The sequence below is a fragment of the Cryobacterium arcticum genome (assembly GCF_001679725.1).
GTDB lineage: Bacteria > Actinomycetota > Actinomycetes > Actinomycetales > Microbacteriaceae > Cryobacterium > Cryobacterium arcticum_A.
The window spans coordinates 2,151,397-2,176,232 of record NZ_CP016282.1; the positions used below are offsets into that span (position 1 = coordinate 2,151,397).

20 protein-coding genes are annotated in these 24,836 nt (G+C 69.0%); 9 read left to right on the forward strand and 11 right to left on the reverse strand.

Annotated features, from left to right (window positions below; genetic code table 11):
* Positions 1–377: 377 nt before the first annotated feature.
* From PA27867_RS09645 to PA27867_RS09655, 3 genes are all read left to right on the forward strand, one after another.
* A complete protein-coding gene (locus PA27867_RS09645) occupies positions 378–1,574 on the forward strand; it encodes an HRDC domain-containing protein (protein ID WP_066599561.1) in 1,197 nt (398 codons plus the stop codon).
* 77 nt (positions 1,575–1,651) lie between these two features.
* Positions 1,652–2,857: a thiolase family protein gene (locus PA27867_RS09650; RefSeq protein ID WP_066595766.1), complete on the forward strand. Its 1,206-nt coding sequence runs from the start codon at positions 1,652–1,654 to the stop codon at positions 2,855–2,857.
* Positions 2,854–5,034, forward strand: a complete 2,181-nt coding sequence (locus PA27867_RS09655; RefSeq protein WP_066595767.1) for a 3-hydroxyacyl-CoA dehydrogenase NAD-binding domain-containing protein — start codon at positions 2,854–2,856, stop codon at positions 5,032–5,034. The genes PA27867_RS09650 and PA27867_RS09655 overlap by 4 nt, the downstream gene beginning before the upstream one ends.
* 114 nt (positions 5,035–5,148) lie before the next feature.
* Here PA27867_RS09655 and dxs read toward each other — a convergent pair whose 3' ends face one another.
* The 5 genes from dxs to dut all read right to left on the reverse strand — a co-directional run bounded on the left by dxs (position 5,149) and on the right by dut (position 12,429).
* Positions 5,149–7,134 (reverse strand): 1-deoxy-D-xylulose-5-phosphate synthase, encoded by a 1,986-nt coding sequence (gene dxs / locus PA27867_RS09660; protein ID WP_066595772.1) that lies wholly within the window; start codon positions 7,132–7,134, stop codon positions 5,149–5,151.
* A 121-nt stretch (positions 7,135–7,255) separates the two neighbouring features.
* Positions 7,256–10,075: an aconitate hydratase AcnA gene (gene acnA / locus PA27867_RS09665; protein ID WP_066595774.1), complete on the reverse strand. Its 2,820-nt coding sequence runs from the start codon at positions 10,073–10,075 to the stop codon at positions 7,256–7,258.
* A 251-nt stretch (positions 10,076–10,326) separates the two neighbouring features.
* Positions 10,327–11,124: a DUF3159 domain-containing protein gene (locus PA27867_RS09670; protein ID WP_066599564.1), complete on the reverse strand. Its 798-nt coding sequence runs from the start codon at positions 11,122–11,124 to the stop codon at positions 10,327–10,329.
* Between the two features lie 73 nt (positions 11,125–11,197).
* Complete coding sequence (locus PA27867_RS09675; protein ID WP_066599567.1) at positions 11,198–11,818, reverse strand: DUF3710 domain-containing protein; 621 nt, start codon at positions 11,816–11,818, stop codon at positions 11,198–11,200.
* Positions 11,819–11,919: 101 nt separating this feature from the next.
* Positions 11,920–12,429, reverse strand: coding sequence for a dUTP diphosphatase (dut, locus tag PA27867_RS09680; protein WP_066595781.1), 510 nt, complete (start codon positions 12,427–12,429; stop codon positions 11,920–11,922).
* Positions 12,430–12,467: 38 nt separating this feature from the next.
* Here dut and PA27867_RS09685 point away from each other — a divergent pair, with 38 nt between their 5' ends.
* On the forward strand, positions 12,468–12,923 hold the full coding sequence (locus PA27867_RS09685) for a DUF3093 domain-containing protein (protein ID WP_066595788.1): 456 nt from the start codon (positions 12,468–12,470) through the stop codon (positions 12,921–12,923).
* Between the two features lie 6 nt (positions 12,924–12,929).
* On the opposite strand, the gene PA27867_RS09690 is transcribed toward PA27867_RS09685, so the two are convergent.
* Positions 12,930–13,223 (reverse strand): DUF4193 domain-containing protein, encoded by a 294-nt coding sequence (locus PA27867_RS09690; RefSeq protein WP_066599570.1) that lies wholly within the window; start codon positions 13,221–13,223, stop codon positions 12,930–12,932.
* A gap of 196 nt (positions 13,224–13,419) precedes the next feature.
* Between PA27867_RS09690 and sepH the strand changes: the two genes are divergently transcribed.
* The 4 genes from sepH (at position 13,420) to PA27867_RS09710 (ending at position 17,703) form a co-directional block, all read left to right on the forward strand.
* A complete protein-coding gene (gene sepH, locus PA27867_RS09695; RefSeq protein ID WP_066595794.1) occupies positions 13,420–14,562 on the forward strand; it encodes a septation protein SepH in 1,143 nt (380 codons plus the stop codon).
* Between the two features lie 109 nt (positions 14,563–14,671).
* On the forward strand, positions 14,672–15,865 hold the full coding sequence (locus PA27867_RS09700; RefSeq protein ID WP_084020941.1) for a winged helix DNA-binding domain-containing protein: 1,194 nt from the start codon (positions 14,672–14,674) through the stop codon (positions 15,863–15,865).
* Between the two features lie 41 nt (positions 15,866–15,906).
* Complete coding sequence (locus tag PA27867_RS09705) at positions 15,907–16,950, forward strand: FUSC family protein (RefSeq protein WP_335582752.1); 1,044 nt, start codon at positions 15,907–15,909, stop codon at positions 16,948–16,950.
* Between the two features lie 105 nt (positions 16,951–17,055).
* The gene (locus tag PA27867_RS09710) at positions 17,056–17,703 is read left to right on the forward strand and encodes a TMEM175 family protein (RefSeq protein ID WP_066595798.1); all 648 of its coding nucleotides are present in this window, start codon (positions 17,056–17,058) and stop codon (positions 17,701–17,703) included.
* 136 nt (positions 17,704–17,839) lie between these two features.
* Here the strand turns inward: PA27867_RS09710 and PA27867_RS09715 are convergent, their stop codons facing one another.
* Entirely contained in the window at positions 17,840–18,400 is a 561-nt protein-coding gene (locus PA27867_RS09715; RefSeq protein ID WP_066595801.1) for a YceI family protein, read from the reverse strand.
* 195 nt (positions 18,401–18,595) lie between these two features.
* Between PA27867_RS09715 and PA27867_RS09720 the strand changes: the two genes are divergently transcribed.
* On the forward strand, positions 18,596–19,483 hold the full coding sequence (locus PA27867_RS09720) for an oxygenase MpaB family protein (RefSeq protein ID WP_066595804.1): 888 nt from the start codon (positions 18,596–18,598) through the stop codon (positions 19,481–19,483).
* A gap of 24 nt (positions 19,484–19,507) precedes the next feature.
* On the opposite strand, the gene PA27867_RS09725 is transcribed toward PA27867_RS09720, so the two are convergent.
* The 4 genes from PA27867_RS09725 to treY are packed head-to-tail and all read right to left on the reverse strand — an operon-like array spanning position 19,508 to position 24,836.
* Positions 19,508–20,080, reverse strand: a complete 573-nt coding sequence (locus PA27867_RS09725; protein ID WP_066595806.1) for a hypothetical protein — start codon at positions 20,078–20,080, stop codon at positions 19,508–19,510.
* Between the two features lie 21 nt (positions 20,081–20,101).
* On the reverse strand, positions 20,102–20,662 hold the full coding sequence (locus PA27867_RS09730) for a hypothetical protein (RefSeq protein ID WP_066595807.1): 561 nt from the start codon (positions 20,660–20,662) through the stop codon (positions 20,102–20,104).
* A gap of 44 nt (positions 20,663–20,706) precedes the next feature.
* Positions 20,707–22,494 (reverse strand): malto-oligosyltrehalose trehalohydrolase, encoded by a 1,788-nt coding sequence (gene treZ / locus PA27867_RS09735; protein WP_066595808.1) that lies wholly within the window; start codon positions 22,492–22,494, stop codon positions 20,707–20,709.
* The gene (gene treY, locus PA27867_RS09740) at positions 22,491–24,836 is read right to left on the reverse strand and encodes a malto-oligosyltrehalose synthase (protein WP_066595812.1); all 2,346 of its coding nucleotides are present in this window, start codon (positions 24,834–24,836) and stop codon (positions 22,491–22,493) included. Before treY ends, treZ begins: the two co-directional genes overlap by 4 nt.

The following is a 24,836-nucleotide window of genomic DNA, read 5'->3' on the forward strand; positions in this document are numbered from 1 at the left end:
GCGGCGAAGCGGCTCCGGACTCCCTACGCTGGGAGTGACCGCCACCGGGCCCGATTCCGGAGGCATGGAAACGGTCGGTGTCGATACCGCCGGCCCAGATCCGCTCGGCACTCCCGGTGCCGGCAGGGAGACCGTGGGAATGAACGCCGTGGGAATGAACGCCGTTGACAGCAACGCCGTAGGAATCAACGCCGTACGAATCAACGCCGTGGGACGTGGCACCGTCAGGCTGAAGGCCGTTGGGCTGAGTTCGGCTGGGCTGGGCTCCGATGTGCTGGGCTCCGATGTGCTGGACTCCGTTGGGCTGGGCACCGCTGGAAGCCCCGCCGGCGCCCCCACCATGGCGGTCGCCGATCTCTCGGCCCGCCGTGCCGCTCGTGGGTGACCACAGCGTCATCGATACCCGCGCGGCCTACCTCGCGGCGATCGATGAGTTGCTGGCCGGTACCGGTCCGATCGGCATCGACGCCGAACGTGCGTCAGGGTTCACGTACTCGCAACGGGCCTACCTCATCCAGATCTACCGCCGCGGTGCGGGCACGTTCCTCTTCGATCCCCCACCCATCGGCGACTTCAGCGAACTCAACGAGGCCCTGGCCGACGAGGAGTGGATCCTGCACGCCGCCAGCCAGGACCTGGCCTGCCTCCGTGAGGTCGGACTCGATCCGGCCCGCATCTTCGACACCGAACTCGCGGCGCGGCTGCTCGGCCTGCCCCGCGTGGGACTGGGCACCGTCGTCGAAGAACTCCTCGGCATCCACCTGGCGAAGGAACACTCCGCCGCCAACTGGTCGACCCGGCCGCTGCCGGAGAGCTGGCTGGTCTACGCGGCCCTCGACGTCGAGCTGCTGCCTGACCTGCGTGAGCGGATGGCCGAACTGCTCGTCGAGTCGGACAAGACCGCCATCGCCGACGAAGAGTTCGCTGCCGTGCTGGCCCGTGAGGCCAAGCCGGCGCGTGCCGAACCGTGGCGCCGCTTGTCCGGCCTGCACGCCGTTCGGGGCCAGCGCAACCTGGCCGTCGCCCGCGAACTGTGGGTAGCCAGGGACGCCCTCGCCCAGGAACTCGACGTCTCGCCTGGACGGCTGGTTCCCGATGCCTCCCTGGTGGCCGCGGCGCGCATCCTGCCGGCCTCCCGGAATGCGTTGGCTGACCTGCGTGAATTCAACGGCCGTGCCAGCCGGACTGAACTCGACCGCTGGTGGAAGGCGATTCAAGCCGGCCTGGCCAGCGGCGACCTGCCGTCGGCCAAACCGAACGGCGACGCCCTGCCACCGCCGCGCGCCTGGGCCGACCGCAACCCAGACGCCGACCTCCGCCTCAAGGCGGCCAGGGCCGCGCTCGTGGCCGTGTCCGAGGAGCGGATGGTTCCGCTCGAGAACCTGCTCACCCCGGATCACCTGCGCCGCGTGGCCTGGCAGCCGCCGGAACCCGCCGATGCGGCGACCGTGGGCGACACACTCGCGCTGCTCGGTGCCCGGGCGTGGCAGATTGAGGCCACCGCACAACTAATCGCGGATGCCTTTGTGGAAGTCCACCAAACGACCGCCGTGCCCTCGGACGCGGATTCGTAGGAACAGTCAAAGGATTCACACCGGTTAATCCCTCACCCTAGGATCGTGCGATACCTGTTTTGAGTGATGGAGGCAAAGTGGCCGAGAGAACTGATGTCGTCTTCGTGGACGGGGTTCGCACCCCGTTCGGTCGGGCCGGCGAGAAGGGTATGTACTGGAATACCCGCGCCGACGACCTGGTGGTCAAGGCGATCACCGGGTTGATGGAACGCAATCCGAACGTGCCGGGTGAACGGATCGACGATGTCGCGATAGCCGCGACAACGCAGGCCGGCGACCAGGGACTCACGCTGGGCCGAACCGCCGCTCTGTTGGCGGGCCTGCCGGTCTCGGTGCCCGGCTTCGCCATCGACCGCATGTGCGCCGGTGCGATGACGTCGGTCACCACGATGGGCTCGGCGATCGGCTTCGGCGCTTACGACCTGGCCATCGCCGGCGGTGTCGAGCACATGGGCCGGCACCCCATGGGGGCCGGTGTCGACCCCAACCCGCGGTTCCTCAGCGAACGGCTGGTGAGCGAGTATGCCCTGAACATGGGCGCCACGGCCGAGCGGATCCACGACAGGTTCCCCGAGTACACCAAGGACCGCTCCGACCGGTATGCGCTGCGTAGCCAGCAGAAGGTCGCCGCCGCGTACGCTGCCGGCAAGATCCAGCCGGACCTGGTGTCGGTTGCCACCCGCAGCGACTCCGGCTGGGGCCTGGCGACCCGCGATGAGGCTCCCCGGCCCGAGACCACCCTCGAGGGTCTGGCCGGCCTGAAGACGCCGTTCCGCCCGCACGGGCGCATCACGGCGGGCAACGCCTCCGGGCTCAATGACGGCGCCACCGCGTGCCTGCTGGCCAGCGGAGCGACCGCCAAGGAACTCGGCCTCAGCGTGAAGATGAAGATGGTGAGCTTCGCCTTCGCCGGGGTCGAGCCCGAGGTGATGGGACTTGGCCCGGTTCCCTCCACCGAGAAGGCCCTGCGCAAGGCAGGCCTGTCCATCACCGATATCGGCCTGTTCGAACTCAACGAGGCCTTCGCCGTACAGGTCATCTCCTTCCTCGACCACTTCGGCATCGACGACGACGATCCCCGGGTGAACGAGTACGGCGGCGCCATCGCCATCGGGCATCCGCTGGCCTCATCGGGTGTGCGCCTGATGAACCAGCTCGCCAGCCAGTTCGCCGATCACCCCGAAGTGCGTTACGGCGTCACCGCCATGTGCATCGGGCTCGGCCAGGGCGGCACAGTGATCTGGGAAAACCCGCACTTCAACAAGAAGGCAGCCAAGCGATGACCGACACCACCTCCGCCATGTCCACCGACTACGCCGGCGTGGATTTCAGCCCGCTCGTGGCGATCTCCGCCGACGAGGTCGTCACCCACTCCCTGGTGCGCGACGTGCCGCTGTCCGGCGGCCGCACGCTCGCCCTGCTCACCCTGGACAACGGGCGCGACCACACCCGCCCCAATACCCTGGGGCCCATCACCCTGCTGGAATTCGCCGCGACCCTGGACGAGCTGGCCGGGCGTGCTTCCCGCGGGGAGATCCACGGAGTGGCCGTGACCGGCAAGCCGTTCATCCTGGCCGCCGGCGCCGACCTCAGCAAGGTGGGTGAGATCCCCTCCCGCGAGGTGGGCAAGCTACTCGCCCAACTCGGCCACCACGCGCTCGGCAAACTCAGCACCCTCGGTGTGCCGTCGTTCGTCTTCATCAACGGACTCGCGCTCGGCGGCGGGCTGGAGATCGCCCTGAACGCCGACTACCGCTCGGTGGACGCGACGGCGCCAGCCATCGCCCTGCCGGAGGTCTTCCTCGGGCTGATTCCGGGCTGGGGCGGCTCCTACCTGCTGCCCAACCTCGTCGGCATCGAGAACGCCCTCAAGGTGATCATCGAGAACCCGCTCAAGAACAACCGCACCCTCACGGGCGCCGACGCCCTGGAGCTGGGAATCGCCGACGTGATGTTCCGTTCGGTCACTTTCCTGGAGGAGTCGATCGCGTGGGCCGACGGTGTCATCGCAGGCACCACGGCCGTTTCGCGCCCGCATGTCCCCGGCAAGATCGAGCGCCTGGTCAAGTGGGATGCCGCCATCGGCATCGCCCGCAAGATGCTGACCTCCCGCATCGGCGAGGTGGCCGCATCCCCCTACGCAGCCCTTGACCTGCTCAAGGCTGCCAAGAGCGGCAGCAAAGCCGAGGCCTTTGCCCGGGAGGACGACGTGCTCGCCGACCTGATCTCGGGCGACCAGTTGCCGGCCAGCATCTACGCGTTCAACCTGGTGCAGAAGCGCGCCAGGCGCCCTGCGGGGGCTCCGGACAAGGCGCTCGCCCGACCGATCGGCAAGGTCGGCGTGATCGGGGCCGGACTCATGGCCAGCCAGTTCGCGCTGCTCTTCGTGCGGCGGCTGCGCGTTCCCGTCGTGATCACCGACCTCGATCAGGCCAGGGTCGACAAGGGCGTGGCCTACATCCACGGCGAGATCAAGACTCTGCAGGACAAAGGCCGGATCAGCTCCGACGAGGCCAACCGGCTGCGGGCCCTCGTGACGGGCACCACCGACAAGGCCGACTTCGCCGGCGCGGACTGGGTCATCGAGGCCGTGTTCGAAGAACTCGGCGTCAAGCAGGAGGTGTTCGCCGAGATCGAGAAGCACATCTCCCCCACCGCGATCCTGGCCACGAACACGTCGTCCCTCTCGGTGGAGCAGATCGGAGCGAAGCTTGAGCATCCGGAACGGCTCGTCGGGTTCCACTTCTTCAACCCTGTCGCGGTGATGCCGTTGATCGAGGTCGTCAACACGCCCGCGACCGACGAGGTCACTCTCGCAACCGCGATGGTCATCGCGGCCAAGCTGCGGAAGAACGCCGTCATCACCCGGGACACCCCCGGGTTCGTGGTCAACCGGGTGCTGGCCAAGCTTCTCGGCGAGGCCATGCACGCCGTGGACACCGGCACCCCCTTCGAGGTCGTCAACGGCGCCCTGTCGCCCTTCGGCCTGCCGATGACGCCGTTCGAGCTTCTCGAGCTGGTCGGCCTCAAGGTGGGCGCCCACGTGCTGGACACCCACCACGCGGCCTTCCCCGACCGCTTCTTCGAAAGCACCAACCTGCACCGCCTCGCGGAGCACGGCACGATCCTGGACCGCAACGCCAAGGGCCAGGTAACCGGGTTCAACAAGGGCGCCCAGAAGATCGTGGCGGGCGGAACGACGCCGATGACCGCAGAACAGATCCTGCGGCGGGTCGAGGACGGCCTGGCCGACGAGATCAAGCGGATGCTCGACGACGACGTGGTGCACGCCCCGGAGGACATCGACCTGTGCATGCTCCTCGGTGCCGGCTGGCCGTTCCAGATGGGCGGCGTCACGCCCTACCTCGACCGGGTGGGAGCGAGTGAGCGGGTCTTCGGCGGCACCTTCCACACCCCGATGATCCGAGGCGTGAGCGCCGCCCCGGCCGTCCTGAACTAGCCCAACCAGCTCAACCGTTACCCGAACGGACAAATGCGGCCGGTGTACCGGCCGCATTTGTCCGTTTCGGGAACAGTTCCGGGTGGAACTGCCCTCGCGCGGGACTGAGCAGGACTAGTCGCGGGGGGCGCGCCGCACGGGCACGGAACCCGTGTCTGAGCCCGTTTCTGAGCCGGCCTCGCTGCGATCGTCATCCGCCGGCAGGGCCCTGGCGTGCGGCAGCTTGCTGCCCAGCACCATCGCCACGACGTCGCGGGCGATGTGCTGCGGGGTCAGTCCCACTCGCTCGAGGATCTCGGCGCGGGTGCCGTGGTCGAGGAACTCGTCGGGCAGACCCAGCTCGGTCACGGCGGTGTCCACGCCGGCCTCGCGGAGGTCCTGGCGGATGCGGGTTCCGATCCCGCCGACCCGGACGCCGTCCTCGATGCTCACCACGATGCGGTGCGAGGCGGCGAGCCCGATGATGCTCTGCGGAACCGGCACCACCCAGCGTGGGTCGACGACAGTCGCGCCGATGCCCTGTGCGGCCAGCCGGGCGGCGACCTCGAGGCCCATGCCGGCCATGGGGCCGACCGTCACGATGAGGACATCCTGCTGCGCGCTCCGCAGCAGGACATCGACGCCGTCGGAGAGCCGCTCAACCGCGTCGAACTCGACGCCGGTGCTGCCCTTGGGGAAGCGCAGCACGGTGGGGCCGTCATCGACGACGACGGCCTCGGCGAGTTCCTCGCGCAGGCGCGTGGAGTCGCGCGGCGCGGCCAGGCGGATGTGCGGGATGACCTGGAGGATCGCGAGGTCCCACATGCCGTGGTGGCTGGGTCCGTCCGGTCCGGTCACACCGGCGCGGTCGAGCACGAACGTCACGCCGGCGCGGTGCAGGGCGACGTCCATCAGCACCTGGTCGAACGCGCGGTTGATGAAGGTGGCGTAGAGGGCCACGACGGGGTGCAGGCCGCCGAAGGCGAGGCCGGCGGCGCTGGTGACGGCGTGCTGCTCGGCGATGCCGACGTCGTGTACCCGCTCGGGGAAGCGCTCGGCCATCTTGTGCAGGCCGGTGGGCCGCAACATCGCGGCCGTGATGGCCACCAGCTTGGGGTTGTCGGTGGCGAGGTTCAACAGTTCGTCGGCGAAGACCGACGTCCAGGAGGGGGCGCCGGCGGATTCGGTGGGCTCGCCCGTCTCGGGGTCGATCACGCCGACGGCGTGGAACTGGTCGGCCACGTCCTGGACCGCCGGGTCGTAGCCCTTGCCCTTCTGGGTGATGGTGTGCACGATCACAGGGGCGCCGTACTCCTTGGCCTGGGTGAGCGCCTCGAGCATGGCTTCCATGTCGTGGCCGTCGACCGGCCCGATGTACTTGATGTCGAGGTTGGAATAGAGGGCCTCGTTGTTGGAGAACCGGCTGAGGAAGCCGTGCAGGCCGCCGCGCACGCCGCGGAAGATCGCCCGGGCCGGAGCGCCCATGTGGTCGAAGGCCTGCCGGCTGGTGATGTAGGCCGCCTTGTAGCTGGCGCGCAACCGCACCGTGTTGAGGAAGCGGGCCATGCCGCCGATGGTGGGCGCGTAGGAGCGGCCGTTGTCGTTGATGACGATGATGAGCCGGCGGTTGTTGTCGTCGCTGATGTTGTTCAGCGCTTCCCAGGTCATGCCGCCGGTGAGGGAGCCGTCGCCGACGACGGCGATGACGTTGCGGTCGCTCTGCCCGGTCATCTCGAAGGCACGGGAGATGCCGTCGGCCCAGGACAGCGAACTCGACGCGTGCGAGCTCTCCACGATGTCGTGTTCGGACTCCGACCGCTGCGGGTAGCCGGCGAGGCCACCGGTTTGGCGGAGCCGGCTGAAGTCCTGCCGACCGGTCAGCATCTTGTGCACGTAGGACTGGTGACCGGTGTCGAAGACGATGGCGTCACGGGGCGAGTCGAAGATGCGATGGATGGCGATGGTCATCTCGACCACGCCCAGGTTCGGCCCCAGATGCCCACCGGTCTTCGAGATCTCCGCGACCAGGAAGGCGCGGACCTCGGCGGCCAGCTCGACGAGCTGTTCCTTCGTGAGACCGTCGAGGTCCCGGGGACCGTGGATCGTCTCCAGAAGGGTCATTGGGCCAGCCTTTCACGATATTGGTGCGACGAATCACCCGCCACGACAACGCAGAACTGGCGCGCAGTTCGGATTCCCCGAGTCTACGCGCCAGCTCGCCGCCGTCTCTGCGAATTCCCGGTTAGACGACCAGGGAACGCAGCACGTACTGCAGGATGCCGCCGTTGCGGTAGTAGTCAGCCTCGCCGGGGGTGTCGATGCGCACGACCGCGTCGAACTCGACGACGGCCTTGTCCGGTGCCGAGTGCGCCGTGGGGGTCGCGACGACGTGCACGGTCTTGGGCGTCGTGCCCGCGTTGAGTTCCTCGAGGCCCGTGATCGAGACGCTCTCGGTGCCGTCCAGGCCCAGCGACGCCCAGCTTTCGCCGGCCGGGAACTGGAGCGGGACAACGCCCATTCCGATCAGGTTGGAGCGGTGGATGCGCTCGAAGCTCTCGGTGATGACGGCCTTGACGCCCAGCAGGCTGGTGCCCTTGGCCGCCCAGTCACGGGAGGACCCGGAGCCGTACTCCTTGCCGCCGAAGATCACCAGGGGCGTTCCGGCCGCCTGGTAGTTCTGGCTGGCGTCGTAGATGAACGACTGCGGAGCATCCGGCTTGGTGAAGTCGCGGGTGTACCCGCCCTCGACGCCGTCGAGCAGCTGGTTGCGCAGCCGGATGTTGGCGAAGGTTCCGCGGATCATGATCTCGTGGTTGCCGCGACGCGATCCGTAGGAGTTGAAGTCGCCGCGTTCGACGCCGTGCTCCATCAGGTACGCGCCAGCCGGGCTGTCGGCCTTGATGTTGCCGGCCGGGGAGATGTGGTCGGTGGTGACCGAGTCGCCCAATTTGGCCAGCACGCGGGCATCGACGATGTCGGAGACCGGGGTGGTCTCCAGCGTCATGCCGTCGAAGTATGGGGGCTTCCGCACGTACGTGGACTCGGGGTCCCACTGGAAGACCTCGCTGTCGGGCGTGGGCAGGGAGCGCCAGCGCTCGTCACCGGCGAACACTTCGCCGTATTCCTTGGTGAACATGGCGGTGTCGATCGAGCTGTCGATCGTGGCCTGCACCTCGGCGGAGTCGGGCCAGATGTCCTTGAGGAACACCTCGGTGCCGTCGCTGCCGACGCCGAGGGCGTCGGTGTCGAAGTCGAAGTTCATCGACCCTGCCAGGGCGTATGCGATGACCAGCGGCGGGCTGGCCAGGTAGTTCATCTTGACGTCGGGGCTGATGCGGCCCTCGAAGTTGCGGTTGCCGGAGAGCACCGCGGTGACGGCGAGGTCGTTCTCGTTGATCGCGGCGGACACCTCGTCGATGAGCGGACCGGTGTTGCCGATGCACACCGTGCAGCCGTAGCCGACGGTGTAGAAACCGAGAGCCTCGAGGTCGCCCGTGAGGCCGGCCTTTGCGTAGTAGTCGGTGACGACCTTGGAGCCGGGAGCCAAGGTGGTCTTGACCCACGGCTTGGAGGTGAGGCCCTTCCGGACGGCGTTGCGGGCGAGCAGGCCCGCGGCGAGCATGACCGAGGGGTTGGAGGTGTTGGTGCAGCTCGTGATGGCCGCGACGGCAACGGCGCCATGGTCGAGGGTGTACGTGGCCCCGTCCGCGGTGGTGATCGGCACCGGGCTCGACACCGACACGGGAGCGTGGCTCACGTGCTGGTGGGAGATCTGGTGAGCGGTCTGCTCGTCCTGGGCGGTGAATCCGATGGGGTCGGACGCGGGGAACGACGCCTCGACGGCCGCGTCCACCATGGACAGGTCGTGGGTGGCGTAGTTCTGCAGGTCGATCTCGAACTGGCTCTTGGCGTTGCTGAGTTCGACCCGGTCCTGCGGGCGCTTCGGGCCGGCGATGGAGGGCACGACGGTGCCGAGGTCCAGCTCCAGGTATTCGCTGAAGACAGGCTCCTGCGCCGGGTTGTGCCAGAGGCCCTGCAGCTTGGAGTAGGCCTCGACCAGGGCGACCTGGTCCTCGCTGCGGCCGGTGAGGCGCAGGTAGCCGAGGGTGACGTCGTCGATGGGGAACATGGCGGCCGTGGAGCCGAACTCCGGGCTCATGTTGCCGATGGTGGCGCGGTTGGCCAGCGGGACCTGGGCGACGCCCTCGCCGTAGAATTCGACGAACTTGCCCACGACGCCGTGCTTCCGCAGCATCTGCGTGATGGTGAGCACGACATCCGTAGCGGTGACGCCGGCGGGGATGGAGCCGTTGAGCTTGAAGCCGACGACCTTGGGGATGAGCATGGAAACGGGCTGGCCGAGCATGGCCGCCTCGGCTTCGATGCCACCGACGCCCCAGCCGAGCACGCCGAGGCCGTTGACCATGGTGGTGTGCGAGTCGGTGCCGACGCAGGTGTCCGGGTAGGCGCGGAGGACGCCGCCGACCTCGCGGGTGAAGGTGACGCGGGCCAGGTACTCGATGTTGACCTGGTGCACGATGCCGGTTCCCGGCGGGACGACCTTGAAGTCGTCGAAGGCGGTCTGGCCCCAACGGAGGAACTGGTACCGCTCGCCGTTGCGCTCGTATTCGATCTCGACGTTGCGTTCGAGGGCGTTGTCGCTGCCGAAGAGGTCGGCGATGACGGAGTGGTCGATGACCAGTTCGGCCGGGGCCAGCGGGTTGATCGTGTTGGGGTCGCCACCGAGGTCGGCGACGGCCTCACGCATGGTGGCGAGGTCGACGATGCAGGGAACACCGGTGAAGTCCTGCATGATCACCCGGGCCGGCGTGAACTGGATCTCGGTGTCGGGGTCGGCGGTGGGGACCCAGGAGCCGAGGGCGCGGATGTGGTCCGCGGTGATGTTGGCACCGTCTTCGGTGCGAAGCAGGTTCTCCAGGAGGACCTTGAGGCTGAACGGCAGCTTCTCGAATCCCTCGACGGCGTCCAGGCGAAAGACCTCGTAGTCCGTCGAACCGACGCGCAGGGTGTCCCGAGCTCCAAAACTATTTACAGCAGACACGATGTCCTCTCCTTCGTGGAAACCGACGGGATCCCGTCCGCAATCCTCAATCCTGACCAAGTGACGCCCGCTTCTGCCAGCAAGGGTAGCCTTACCGCCTGGTGTCGGCGGCGCAGGGCCGAGCCACGGGCGCACCGGGCTGTCATCCTCGCCAAACTATCTTGACGTCGAGATAACAATAGCACCGATGGCATCCCCCACCCGGGCGACACGGCGCCCCGACAGGTTCGTCCGGCACGGCTGCGGCGGGACTAGTCGCTGGACTCCCGCGCGGCCGTCGCGGCATAGACCGAGCGCACCATCAACCAGGAGAGCACGAGCAGGGGCGCATAGAGCGGAATGCCCATCAGAAGCTTGGTCGCGCCCAGCCACTCGACATTCCCTGCGTAGTACAGCGGAAGCTGCACCGCGAGCCGGAGGATGAACAGACCGGCCCACATGAAGGTGAGGATGGTCATCACCCGGCGTTTGGACGGGTCGGAGCGCCATGCAAGCTGCTCCCCCATCAGGAAGCCGACGGCCACTCCGATGAGGGGCCAGCCGACGAGGGCCGACACCAGGAGCACGGCGCCGTACACACCGTTGGTCCAGAAACCGGGCAGGTAGAAGTCCTCGGCGCGGCCGGTGAGGAGGGCGAGCACCGCGCTGATAGCGATGCCGACCAGCCCGCCGAGGGCCTGCGCGACGGTCTGTTTGCGGGCCAGCCGGAATGCGAAGAAGACCAAGCCGATGAGCACCGGAGCGACCAGAGACGGGATCAGCTCCCGGGTGAACGTGTAGGTGACCAGGAAGACCAGTCCGGGCAGGACGGCCTCGACCAGGCCGCGGATTCCGCCCATCGCCGCCAGCAGGGCATGGCCACTGATCGGCTCCCCGTCGGCGGCCGGACTGAATCCGGCGCGCCGGGCGGCGGCGGCCATCCCGTCGGCGAGGGCACTGCCTGCCGTCGGTTCCGCCGGCGCTGAGGCCGGTGTGGCTCCGGCGTCGGAGCCGGTCCGTTCGTCGGGCGCGGACGGGTCTGGCTCGGGCCGGGAAGTGGAATCCGTCATCATGGGGCTTTCGGTGAGGTGTCGGATGGTGTGTCGAACGGAGGCCGCAGGCCGGTCGGCTCCGACCGGGTGCTTAGGCGCCGCTGGGCTCGGGGGTGCCGGCCGGGGTCGCCGGCATCCGCAGCGGGATCAGATCACGCGGCGGCATGGGCGCAGAACCGCGCACCACGACGATGCTGCGGAAGAGGTCTTCGATCTGTGCAGCGGCGTCCGGGTTGATGGCGCCCTCGCCGGCGATGACACCGCGGAGGAACCAGCGCGGGCCGTCCACTCCGATGAAGCGCGCCAGCCGGGTGGTGCCGCTCGGGCCCTGGCCGGCGGCCACGGGGATCTCGGCGACGAGCTCAGGGCCGAACGGGCCTTCACGCGGGGTGGTCGAACCACCCTGACGGGCGATCTGGTCGGCGATCTGGCTGCGGATCTCGTGCCACAGCCCACTCGAGCGCGGCGCCGCAAAGGGCTGGACCTGCAGGGTCGAACCGGCATAGTCCAAGCCGATGGCCACGACGCGCTTGCTGCCCTCTTCGATCTCGAGACGGAGGTGCAGTCCCTCGCGGGGCAGGATCTTCACGCCACCGAGGTCCACATACGGGCGCACCGGGTTGGCCTCGGACTCGTCGAGGGGGCCGTCGACGTCGCGGTCGTCGGGGGCGGACTTGGCGTGCGGGTCAGGGGCCTGCTCGGCATCCGTCAGCTCGGTCTCAGCCGGTTCGGTCTCAGCCAGCTCCGTCTCAGCCGGCTCGGTCGCGGCCAGCTTGTCGGCCTTAGAGCCCGTGCCGGGATTCACGTTGTCACTCACAGGGTTTCTCCGCTCAGGTGGGCATCCGCCGGTGCGGACGCAGAGGAATGGGGGGCCAGGTCGGCAGCCTGCTGGGCGATTCCAGTGGAACCGAAACCGCCGGAGCCGCGCAGGCTACCTGGCAGGCGTTCCACGGGCACGAACACGGCCCGCGAGACCGGCGCCACGATGAGCTGGGCGATCCGGTCACCTGCCTGGATCTCGAACGAGGCGGTGCTGTCGGTGTTGAGCAGGCACACCTTGATCTCACCGCGATAGCCGGCGTCGACGGTGCCCGGCGAGTTGACGATGGTGATGCCGTGTTTGACGGCCAACCCGCTGCGCGGAACGACGAACGCGGCATAACCGTCGGGCAGCGCGATCGACACACCGGTACCCACGAGGGCCCGCTCGCCGGGAGCCAGGACGAGGGCCTCGGCCGAGTGGAGATCGGCTCCGGCGTCGCCGGGGTGGGCGTAGGTGGGGAGAACGGGCGCGGCTATCAGGACTTCAACGCTTTCAGACACGTGTCGAGGGTAGTGCAGAAGTCTGATCGAATAGAGCCATGCCCGAATATCGCGAAAAACTCCGGCCGTCCCCCTGGCTGTTCGTCATCATCGCTCTCGTGATTCCCGCGAGCCTGCTGGTCTTCCTCCCGATCTCGATGCTCGCGGGTGTCCTGACGGCGGCGGGGTTGTACATCGGGAGCGCACTGCTCGTGGTGCTCGCGTCCCCCACCGTGCAGGTCTCCGGCGGCACGCTCACGGCCGGCCGCGCCACCATCGACACCTCGCTTCTGGGCGAGGCCGTTGCCTTCGACGGGGCGGATGCCACGGCCGAGCGCGGGCCGCGGCTCGACGCCCGCGCGTGGTTGCTCATCCGCGGCTGGGTGCCCGGGGTCGTGCGGATTCCGCTCGAGGACCCCACGGACCCGGCGCCGTACTGGCTCGTCTCCAGTCGCCAGCCACAGAAAATGGCCGCCGCGATCAATCGATCGCGACGGCCAGCATCAAGTAACTAAGCGCGCTTAGGCGTCGCACTCCAGGCAGACCGGGCCGAGCTTGGTCTCGTGCGACATCTGCGAACGGTGCTTCACGAGGAAGCACTCCACGCAGGTGAACTCGTCGGCCTGCGGAGGCAGGACGACGACGTCGAGGTCGAGGTCGGACAGATCGGCGCCCGGGAGGTCGAAACCACCGGGGTTGTCGGAGTCGTCAACATCAACGACACCGGACATCTTGTCGGGTACACGCTCCTTGAGGGCCTCAATCGACTCTGAGTCGTCTTCGGTCTTTCGCGGTGCGTCGTAGTCGGTTGCCATGCCCATCCATTTCATTAACGCCGATAAACGAAATCGGCGGCCATAGTTTGCAACAATCCGTTCGGAATAGCAAACCAATCACCAACCTCTCAGGTTGGCAATGGGAGCAACTTCCGGCACGCCCGCAGTATTCCCCCGAAATGACCACTTGGCATGGCATGGTTGGGCCATCAGTGATCGCGAGAGGGCTTTCGCCATGCAGGATTTGAAAGTTATCGGAGTCGAGAACGGCGCGCTGCTTGCAGCGTCAGAGGATGGTGATCGTTTCAGGATTCCCATCGACGCGGTTCTCCAGTCCCGGCTTCGCCAAACCCAAACGGATTCGTCCGTTCGACCCAAGCTGTCGCCCCGGGAAGTGCAATCGCACATCCGGGCCGGCATGTCCGCCGAGGATGTGGCCGCCGTGACCGGTGCGTCGCTGGACTTCGTGCGCCGCTTCGAGGGCCCCGTGGTCGCCGAACGGGAGTACATCGTCTCGTCGGCTCTGGGCGTGCCCGTGCACACGGCGCTCGAACCCGACCCGGGCGACGAGCCTGCCACCTTCGGCAGCGTCATCCGCGAACGCCTCGCCTCACTCGGCGCCTCGAACGAGCGCTGGGCGAGTTGGAAGGAACCGGGTGCCGGCTGGATCGTCAAGCTGGCCTTCACGGCCGACGACATCGATCACGACGCCCGCTGGGGTTTCGAACCGAAGAAGAACGCTCTCGCCCCCATCGGAAGCGAGGCCATCGCGCTCTCCCAGCAGGGTGAGCTCAAGGGCGCCCTGATTCCCCGGCTGCGCGCCGTGGGAGCCGAGACCAGCCTGGCCGACGTCAGCCGCTTCGACAGCGGCGCGTTCACCTTCAAGGAGTCCCTGGCCGACGACATCCTCAACGACACCGCACCGCTGCACGACCTGGTGCCCTATGCCCGCTCCGCCGGCACGACGGAAGCCGTGTCCAAAGCCGCCATCAAGCGTGCCGACGAACCGGCCCAGAGTTTGAGCGAGACGGCCGACCTGTTGGAGTCCCTGCGGCGTCGCCGCGGCGAACGCGAGGCTGCCGCGGTCGAGGCACCCACTGCTGCGGCGACGCCGGAGCACCGCCCGGTTGACCGCGCACCCCTGGCGACCGGCATCCGTCTGGTCGACGAGGCCGCCACGGCCCCGGCACCCCAGCCGCCGGCGGCTGGTGCGCCCGACCCCGTTCCCGCCCGGCCGGATGCCGCACGCAATGTATGGGCCACCCAGGCCGCAACGGGACAACCACGCACCGGTCAGACCGGTCGGCGCGGCCGGGCCTCGATGCCCAGCTGGGACGAGATCGTGTTCGGTGCCCGTACCGACGATGACCTCGCTTAAGGACGACCCCACTTAAAGACGAGCCCGCCTAGCGGCAAGCCCCACCCAGGACGGACCGAACCGGTCGCTGTCCTGACTCCCGGTGCGATCGGCCCTAGACTGCCGAGCTATGACGCGAGCCTCGAGTTCAGACATAGTGCGGCGGCGCCTGGTCAGCCAGTCGCTGACCGGGGCGGCGGCGGTCCCGGACTCCTCTGGCGAGCCGGATGCCGGCCAGAGGGATGCTGGGGAGGGTGCGGTCGCCGTCGTCGAGCGGATGCTCGCCCTGCAGGCCCAGGACCTGCGCTGGGCCAAATGGGCCGTGGCGGTCCGCTCCCCCGGCACCACCAGTGCTGACATCGACCGGATGATCGACTCGGGCCGCATCGTGCGGTCCTGGCCCATGCGCGGCACGCTGCACCTGGTCCCCGGGCGGGACCTGGGCTGGATGCAGGCGCTCACCACGCCCAGGCTCTGGTCGGGTGCGGCCACTCGCCGACGCGACCTCGGCCTGGATGAGGCCGTCATAGAGCACGCCAGGCAGGTGGCCGTCGACGCCCTGACCGGTGGACGGGAACTGTCCCGGGCGCAGTTCTCAGAACTGCTGGAACAGCACGGTATCAGCGCCGCCGGGCAGCGCGGCTACCACCTCATCTGGCACCTGGCCCAGTCGGGCACGCTGTGCTGGGGCCGCCAACTCGACTCCCAACAGATGCTCGTCCTGCTGGACGAGTGGGTTCCCCAGCCGCGTCGGCTCGAACGCGACGAGGCCCTCGGCGAGTACCTGCTGCGCTACCTCACCGGCCACGGCCCCGCCCCGCTGACCGACTTCATCTGGTGGTCGCAACTCACCACCGCGGACGCGAAGGTCGCCCTCGCCGTCGCAGCCCCGCACCTGGTGGAGTTCGAGGTGGACGGCGTGCGTCATCTGCTGCCGCGGAGCAGCGACACGTCAGCGATCCCGCGCGCCGCGCCAGGGCGGGGCCCGGCGGCCGTGTTGGCGCTGGCCGGTTTCGACGAGTACCTGCTCGGCTACCGGGAGCGCGGTCTGGCCATCGAGCCCGAGAGGTTCACTTCGGTCGTTCCCGGCAAGAACGGGATCTTCCTGCCGATCCTGGTTCGGTCCGGGCGCGTGATCGGCACTTGGCGCCGGGAGTGGCACCCACGACAGGTGACCGTGCAGCCGCAGCCCTTTCTCCCGTTCTCCGATGTGTCCGCACGAAGCGCCGACCGCGCCCTGCACGAATACGCGCGGTTCCTCGGCCGTCCCGTGCACGTTCTCCCGGCAGCGACCCCGCCGCAACCGCCGGCGCCGGCCGGCTGAGGCATTGGCGGACCGGTTCGACCCCGGCCGGCTTGTACCCTATGACAGTGCGAATAACGGCCAACCTGCGAGTGTCCAGACGGATCCCTCTTCTGCAGACCCTCAAGACATCGGTCGCGGTTGCCCTGGCCTGGATCATCTCGCAGTGGCTGCTACCGGGTGAGCTTCCCATCTTCGCCGCGATGGCGGCCATCTTCGTGGTGCAGCCCAGCGTCAACCAGTCCCTCGGGCGGGCACTGGAACGCAGCCTCGGTGTCGTCGGTGGAGTCCTGGTGGCCCTGGCCATCGGCCTGCTCTTCGGTCAGTCCAGCTGGATCGTGCTCTCCGCCATCGTGCTGTGCATCCTGCTCGCCTGGGCGCTCAAGCTCTCGCCGGGCTCCGCCAACCAGATCCCGATCAGCGCGATGCTCGTGCTCACCCTGGGGGCGGCGACGCCGACCTACGCCAGGGACCGCATCATCGAGACCATCCTCGGCGCCGCCATCGCCGTCATCGTGAACGCCCTCATCGTGCCGCCGGTGCTCCTCACCCCCGCGCACGACGCCGTCACCCGGCTCACCCTGGAGATCGCCGCAACCTTCGACCGGGTTGCCAACGCGTTGCTGAGTCCGCAGAAGTACTCCGACCTCGAGTCGCTGATGATCCAGGCGCGTCTGCTGCGGCCGATGCTGGCCAAGGCCGAACGGGCGATCAGCCAGGCCGAGGAAAGCCTCACCCTCAATCCGCGCCAGGCCAGGCACCGGGAGGTGCTCGACGCCGACACCGAGCTCTACAAGCGGCTGGTGCCGTTGGTCACCCGTGCCCTGGGGATGACCCGCGCGCTGCGTGACCATTACGACGACTCGTTGCACCTCGAGCCCACCGTGCAGGCCTTCTCCATCGAGCTGGAGCGCGCGGCCCACGACCTGCGCCTGCTGACCGTGCTGCCGGAATCGGCCGCCGCAGCGTCCGCTGCGCCAACCGTGGAGCCGCCGGCACTCACGGCTCCGCTGATGATCACGACACCGCATCCGCAGCACTGGATCCTGATCGGGGCCCTCATGGAGGACCTGCGGCGCGTGCGCGAGGAGATCACCGGCGAGTAGGCTGCCGGCATGCCGAGCGCGCCTCCCCCAGCCGAGCCGAACGACTCAGACGGCTTCTCCGGCCCGCCAGGGGGTGCTGGGGACCGGAACGCCCGCTCGCCAAGGATGGGCCCGGACCGGCGCACCGTGCTCGCCACCCGGCGGCTGGAGTCCTACACGGACGGCGTCTTCGCCATCGCGGCCACGCTGCTGGTGTTGAACCTGTCGGTGAGCGGGATCGGCGTGGTGCACTCCAACGCCGAGCTCGTGCAGCAGGTGCTGGCCCTGCTGCCCAGCGTCCTGAACGTCGTGATCAGCTTTCTGCTGCTCGGTCTGCTCTGGCTCATCCACGTGCGACAGTTCGAGTTCATCCCCCGCGTCGACACCACCATCATCTGGCTCAACAATCTGCGACTGCTCGGGGTGGTGCTCGTGCCGTTCACGACGAGCCTCAACGACGAGTTCAGCCGCTACCTGCTTGGCCGCACCCTGCTCCCGGTGAACTTCTTCCTGATCCTCTTCATCAGCACCTGGCAGTGGTTCCACGCCAGCTCGCCCCGCCGCAGGCTTGTGCAGGGTGCCTCGCCCGAGGCCGTGCACAACGGCAGGGTCAACTCGGCCACCGCGCTCGTGGAGGCCTTCTGCGTGGTGCTGCTCGCAACGGTCTGGGGTTCTGCGGCGTTCCTCGTCTTCGCCCTCGACCCGGTCATCGCCCTCGCCCTGCGGCGACTCGGGGTCCTCAAGCCCACCCCGGACGGTGCCGTCGTCGGCTGAGCGGTCGTCGGCTGAGCGGTCGTCGGCTGAGCGGTCGTCGGCTGAGCGGTCGTCGGCTGAGCGGTTATAGGCGGAGTGCGCCCGGACACACGAAACGGGGACCCCACCAGGTGGGATCCCCGTTCAGCGGACTGGATTACGCCTGAAGGGCGCCCTGCAGTTCGAGGGTGATGGTGACCTTGTCGCCGAGCAGCATGCCGCCGGTCTCGAGGGCGGCGTTGTAGGTGAGGCCGAAGTCCTCACGGTTGATCTCGGCCTTGGCGGTGGCGCCGAACTTGTAGTTGCCGTAGGGGTCCGAACCGAAGCCACCGAAGTCGAAGTCGAAGGTGACGGGCTTGGTGACGCCCTTGATGGTCAGGTTGCCGTCGACGAGGTAGTCGCCCTTCACCAGACGCACGCCGGTCGACACGAAGTCGATGGTCGGGTAGGTCTCGGCGTCGAAGAAGTCGCCGGTGCGCAGGTGGCCGTCGCGGTTGGGCTCGTTGGTGTTGATGGAGGCGACCGTCGCGGAGGCGGTGACGCTGGTCTCGAGGGGGTTCTCGGTGGTGACGAACGTGGCGTCGAACGACTCGAAGGTGCCCTTGACCTTGCTGATCATGATGTGACGGATGCTGAAGCCGACCGCGCTGTGGGTGGGGTCGATGGTCCAGGTTCCCGCTTTGTAGCCGGGGATGGTGATGATGTCGGTGTCGCTCATGATGCTCCTCAGGTCTGTGGGGCGACCGGATCCGTCACCCTCAGGTATATGCAATCGCATAGGACCTCAGGATATTCCATCGTGAGGGAGAATTTCTGTGAACGGGTCAGGAACGGCTTCCTCGAGGGGACGGTCGGGAGAACTGTCGCGGGCGAAGGCGTGCGGGGAAGTAGGCTCACCGTGAAGGAGGCCGCCATGGCGCACGACGAGAGTCCCCTTGCAGGGACTGGCCGGCCCGCTCAGGCACGCCCCGCCCTGGGCATCCGGGACCTGGCGCCTGAGGGAATTCTCATTCTCGCCGGCGGGCGGGCGATCCTCCTGCAGCTGGCCAACCCCGCCGTCGGGCACGGGGTGGCCCGGCACAGCGACTTCGCCGCCCGGCCGCTCGACCGACTGACGGGCACACTCGCATACGTGTACGCGGTCACCTGCGGAACTCCCATCGACAGGGTGGCGGCGGTTCGCCGGGTGTCACTGGCGCACCGTCCGGTGCACAGCCCCCGAACCGTTGCTGACGGGGACCCCGCCTACAACGCGTTCGATCCGGCGCTTCAGCTCTGGGTGGCCGCCACCCTCTACGAGTCGGCGACCCGCATGCACGACCTGGTCTTCGGCCCGCTCCCCGACGACGACGCGGAGGCGGTCTACCGCGACTACGCGGTGCTGGGCACCGCCCTGCAGGTGCCGGCCGGGTTGTGGCCGCCGACCCGGCAGGCCTTCGCGGAATACTGGCGGAACGCCGGCCGAACGCTGTCGACGGACGCCACGACCCGCGCCGTCGCCGACACGCTGCTGCATCCGCGGACAGGGCCGGTCTGGCTGCGCCTGGCGATGCCGCTGGCCCGCCTGGTCACGGCGGGGCTGCTCGAGCCCGGGGAACGCGCCCTGTTCGAGCTGCCGTGGTCGCCGGGGCGGCAACGGCGCTTCAACCTTGTTCTGACGCTCCTGCGCGCGGTCTACCCGCGGTTGCCGAGGCGACTGCGGCACGCGCCGATGCGCCACTACCTGCGTGCCGCCCGGGCCCGGTCGGCCGCCGAACGTTCCGAGTCCGAGCGGCTCGGCGCCGCATCCGGCGAGATCTAGCGACACCGCCGGCCGGAATCCGGCCTAGAAGAAGTCGTCCGGCGTGCCGGCGGCGCGAGTGACCGCGACGCTGGACAGTCCGGCGCCATCGAGCTTGGCCACCGCGACCCGGAGGCCGGATTCCATCTGGGAGGCCCACACCTCGGTCTCGCGGGCGGCCGCTTCGACGGCCTCGAGCTTGGCCAGGGCCTTCTCCTTGTCGGCCCGCTCCGTCTTGACCTGCTGGATGCTCAGGGTCACCGCGTAGTAGGCCGCCACCATCGACGCGATCGGTGTGGCGATCACGGCCAGGGCGATGATGGACTCGTTGGACACGTTCACGAAGATCATGATGATGAACGCGATCGTGAGAACGGCGATGCCCACCAGCACCACCAGCGCGGCACGCTGGGGGCCGCCGGTGCGCAGGTCGGAGATCAGCGTGCGGCTGCGGGGCCTGGCATCGCGCGACTCGGTTGCGGTCTCCGCCAGTTCGGCCTCCGCCGGGCCTGTGACCGGGTCGCGGTCGAAGTCGAGGCGTTCGGTGTGCGTCTGGTCCGCTCCAGCGGTCTGCACGGGGCGGGTGCGGTCGAAGGGGTCGTAGCTCTGATCGGTCATGGTCACTCCGTCGGTGTCGGGCTAGCGGTCTGTTCTGATGCGATCGGTGTTGGTCGGAACCTCGGGCGAATCATCGAGCGAGTGCGCCGATGTTCCTGCAGTGGAGGGTAGCGCGTCACCGGGTAGGAAGACGCGTTTGTAGCTCCGCCCGTCGGCCAGCTCGACCGTGCGGCTGATCAGCCTACCCCGGGTCACCTGCAGGTAGACGGCCTGCGCGGACACCCCGAGCTGCGCCGCCGCCTCGGCCACCGAGCGGCCCGGGAGATCGGTGGGCACGCTGCTGGGCCGGATGCTGCGCTTGCGGCCAGCGGACAGCCGGGCGGCGATCTCGTCGTCGGTGCCCTGCCAACGCCACTTGGCCGCGGTGGGCTTGAGGCCGGCCGCTTCGGCGATCTCCGGCCAGCCTGACCCGGCCGCGAGGGCGTCGCGCACGCTGCTGAGCGCGGCCGGATCGGCGTCGAGGTGATGTAGCACGGCGCGGATCGCCCGCATCCGTTCGAGGGGCGGCGCGGACTCTTCGCCGTCCAGCCGGACGAGCCTGGCCAGAGCCTCAGCGCTCTGCTGGGACAGGAAGGAACCCACGGTTTTCTCCTCGATTCTGCGTCGGCTAGGGCGCGATGGTCGGGTCAGGCGAGCACGGCGACGGAGTGCGGGGGCAACAAGACCTGACCGGCGTCCAGGCGGGGTGCCGCATCGGCGTTGTTCGCGAAGGCCAGGACGACCGTGCTCCCCGCCGCCGGAACCCAGCGCGGGCTCGTCGACAGGTTCAGCAGGATCTCGGTGGCGCCCCGGGTGAGCTTCACCCAGCCGTCGGCCTCGTCGAACTCCACGGCTACCCTGAGCAGCCGGGGATCGGTCAGGTCGCAGTGCTCGCGGCGCAGCACCGCCAGGTGGCTGTAGAACGCGAACAGGCGGCCCGCGTCGGGTCGCTGCAGCTCGGACCAGTCCAATTTGGACCGCTCGAAGGTGGCGGGGTCCTGCGGGTCGGGCACCACGGCCGGGTCCCAGCCCATCCGGGCGAACTCGCCGATCCGGCCCTCGGCCGTTGCCACGCCCAGTTCCGGCTCCGGGTGCGATGTGAAGAACTGCCACGGCGTGCGGGCGCCCCATTCCTCGCCCATGAACAGCATCGGGGTGAACGGGCCGAGCAGCGTGAGGGCGGCGGCGATGGCCAGCTGGCCGGTGTCGAGTTGGGCGCTCAACCTGTCGCCGATGGCGCGGTTGCCGATCTGATCGTGGTTCTGGGAGGCGACGACCAGGCGCCAGGCCGGCATCCGCTGCAGGTCGACCGGGCGGCCGTGCAGCCGGCCCCGGAAGCTGGAGAAGGTGCCGTCGTGGAAGAACCCGCGGGTGAGCACCTTGGCCAGGGCGCCGAGCGGCGCGAAATCGGCGTAGTAGCCCACCGTCTCGCCGGTGAGCGCGACGTGCACGGCGTGGTGGAAGTCGTCGCTCCACTGCGCGTCCAGCCCGTAGCCGTTGGCTTCGCGGGGCGTGATGAGACGCGGGTCGTTGAGGTCGGACTCGGCGATGAGGGTGAGCGGGCGGCCGACGAATGCGCTGAGCACGGCGGTCTCCTCGGCAAGCTGTTCGAGCAGGTGCACGGCGGAGTGGTCCTTGAGCGCATGCACGGCATCCAGGCGCAGCCCGTCGACGTGGTAGTCACGCATCCACATCAGGGCGCTGTCGATGATGTACCGGCGCACCTCGTCGGAGTCCGGGCCGTCCAGGTTGACCGATGCGCCCCAGGTGTTCCCTTCGGCATCGCTGAGGTAGGGGCCGAAGTTGGGCAGGTAGTTGCCGCTGGGCCCGAGGTGGTTGTGGACGACGTCCTGGATCACCCCGATGCCGGCGGCGTGGCACGCGTCGACGAAGCGCTGGTAGGCGGCCGGGCCGCCGTAGCCCTCGTGAACGGCGTACCAGAGCACACCGTCGTAGCCCCAGTTGTGGCTGCCGTTGAACCCGTTGACCGGGAGCAGCTCGACGAAGTCGACGCCGAGGTCCACGAGGTGGTCGAGCCGGGCGGCGGCGGCATCCAGCGTACCCTCGGGGGTGAAGGTGCCGATGTGCAGCTCGTAGATGGTGCCGCCGGCCAGCTGGCGACCGGTCCAGGCGCCGTCCTGCCAGGCGTGGGCGGCCGGGTCGAAGGTGCGGGAGAGACCGTGCACGCCCGCGGGCTGGCGCCGGGAGCGCGGGTCGGGGAACGGGCCGGCGCCGTCGACCAGGAAGCCGTAGTCTGCGCCGGCGGAGGTGTCGGCCAGGCCGGCGTGCCACCAACCGGAGTCATCGCGGCTCATGGCGACCGGGCCGGCTTCGCTGACCAGCTGTACCTCGGCGGCGTTCGGCGCCCACACCTCGACGGGCCGGTGCGCGGGGACGGTTCGGTCTGGTGCGGAGCTGGTGGCGTCCTCGGTCACGGGGCGACCTCCTCGGTGGCGGCGGATTCGGGCTGGGTGGCGGATGCGGGGATGAGCAGTGCCACCGGGTAGCGCGCGAGCAGGTCGGCCAGCCGCACCTCTCCTCCGGCGACGTGGGCGCCGGTGAGGGTGTCCTGCCAGGCATGGCCGGCGAGCATGATCGTGGTGTCGCCCCAACCGGTGCGGGCCAGGGCCACCGGCAGCCGGGTGGCCACCGTGACGGCGCCGCCCCGGTCGAAGGCCACGACGTGGGCGGCGGCCGAGCCGAAGGCCTCGACGGGAGCGTGTCGGCGGAACAGGTCCGGTCGATCCCGTCGCAGCCGGAGCGCACGGGTGGTGACCAGCAGCTTGGCCGCGCCCGTCTCATCCACCGGCGGCAGCCAGCCCGCGGTGACCCGGGCCAGGTACTCCCGGCGCATCCCGTAGTCGACGGGGCGGCGGTTGTCGGGGTCGACGAGGGACGTCTCCCAGAGCTCGCTGCCCTGGTAGACGTCGGGCACGCCGGGGGCGGTGAGCTGGATCAGCTTGAGCGCGAGGGAGTTGCTCCAACCGGCCTGCCGGATCCTGTCGACGAACGCGGTGACGGTGTCGCGCAGCGGACCGGGTTCGGCCAGGCTGCGGACGAGGTCGCGCATGGCGTTCTCGAACTCCTCGTTCGGCGCGGTCCAGGTGGTGGAGAGGTTGGCTTCCCTGGACGCCTTCTCCGCGTAGCCGATGAGGCGATCCGTCGACGCCGGCCAGGAGCCGACGACGGCCTGCCAGAGCAGGTTCTCGAAGGGCGCGTCGCCGAGCGGAGCCAGCCCGCGCAGCGTGCCGAGCACAGCGGCCCACTCGTCCGGAAGCTCGGCGATGACCGAGATGCGGCTGCGCACATCCTCCGCACGTTTGGTGTCGTGGGTGGACAGCGTGGTCTGGGACGCGGGCGAGACGGCCAGGCGGGTCTGCTGGCGGCGGTGGAACTCGTCCACCGGCACCGCGAACTCGCTCGGGTCCGCGCCGACCTCATTGAGCGAGGTGAGCCGGCTGTAGCGGTAGTAGGCGGTGTCTTCGACGCCCTTGGCCATGACCATGCCGGAGGTCTGTTGGAACCGCACTGCAGCCGGGTGGTCGGGGTCGGTGAGAATGGGCAGCAGCGCGCTGATGGTAGCGTCCAGGTCTGGCCGGCGCTGCCGGGCCAAGCGCACCGCGGTGTCCAGCTCGTGTCGGCCGACGGGCAGGTAGGAGCGGTACACCGGGAACCAGGCGACCAGTTCCGACAGGGCGTCGACAGCGTCGGGCACCTCGGGGATCAGCCGGTCCAGGCGGCGCACCTCGCTCTGCAGGATCGTGTCCGCGATGGCCCGTTTGCCGGTGTAGACCAGTTCGCTCCAGGAAACCGGGGCGTCGGCGCCGCTCAGCTCGGCCTGCAGAGCCGCTTCGAGGGCGTCGAGTCGTTCCTGGCCCGCCGGGTCGACGAGGACCCGGTCGAAGTCGGCGAGGGCGTCATAGCCCGTGGTGCCGTCGGTCGACCAGTTGCTGGGCAGCTGCTCACGACCCTCGAGGATCTTCTCCACGAGGAGGTAGCGGCCGCCCATCGCGGCCTGCAGACGATCGAGGTAGCCGCCCGGGTCGGCCAGGCCGTCCGGGTGGTCCACCCGCAGGCCCTGCACCGCTCCGGTGCGCACCCAGCGCAGGATCTCGCGGTGGGATTCGTCGAAGACCCACGGCACCTCGACGCGGAGGCCGGCGAGGGTGTTCACCGCGAAGAACCGCCGGTAGTTGAGATCGGCGTCGGCGCGGCGCCAGTTCACCAGTTCGTAGTGCTGCCGGTCGTGGACGACCGTGGCGTTCGCGCCGTCGTCGGCGGTCCCCGGGGCCAGCGGGAACCGGTTGTCGTAGTAGTGCAGTTCGTCGCCGACGACGGTGAGCTTCTCCAGCTCGGCGTCGCCGTCTCCGAGCACCGGAAGCAGCACCCGGTCGTGGCCGGCCGGCCAGTCCACGTCGAAGGCCTCCGCATAGCGCGACTCCCGGCCGAGCTTCAGCAGGTCCCACCACCAGGCGTTGTCCTGGGGGGTGTTCACCCCCATGTGGTTGGGCACGATGTCGACCAGGATGCCCCGGCCGGCGGTCGTGGCCTGCTCGGAGAGCCGCGCGAGCGCTTCGGGCCCGCCCCTGGCCGGGTCGACGGTGCCGTGGTCGGTCACGTCGTAGCCGTGATCGGACCCCGCCTCGGCGGTGAGCAGCGGTGAGAGGTAGATCCAGTCGGCGCCCAGTGCGGTGACGTAATCGAGCACGGCTGCCGCCGCATCCAGGTCGAAGGCCGACGTGATCTGCAGGCGATAAGTGGAGACGGGAACGATCAT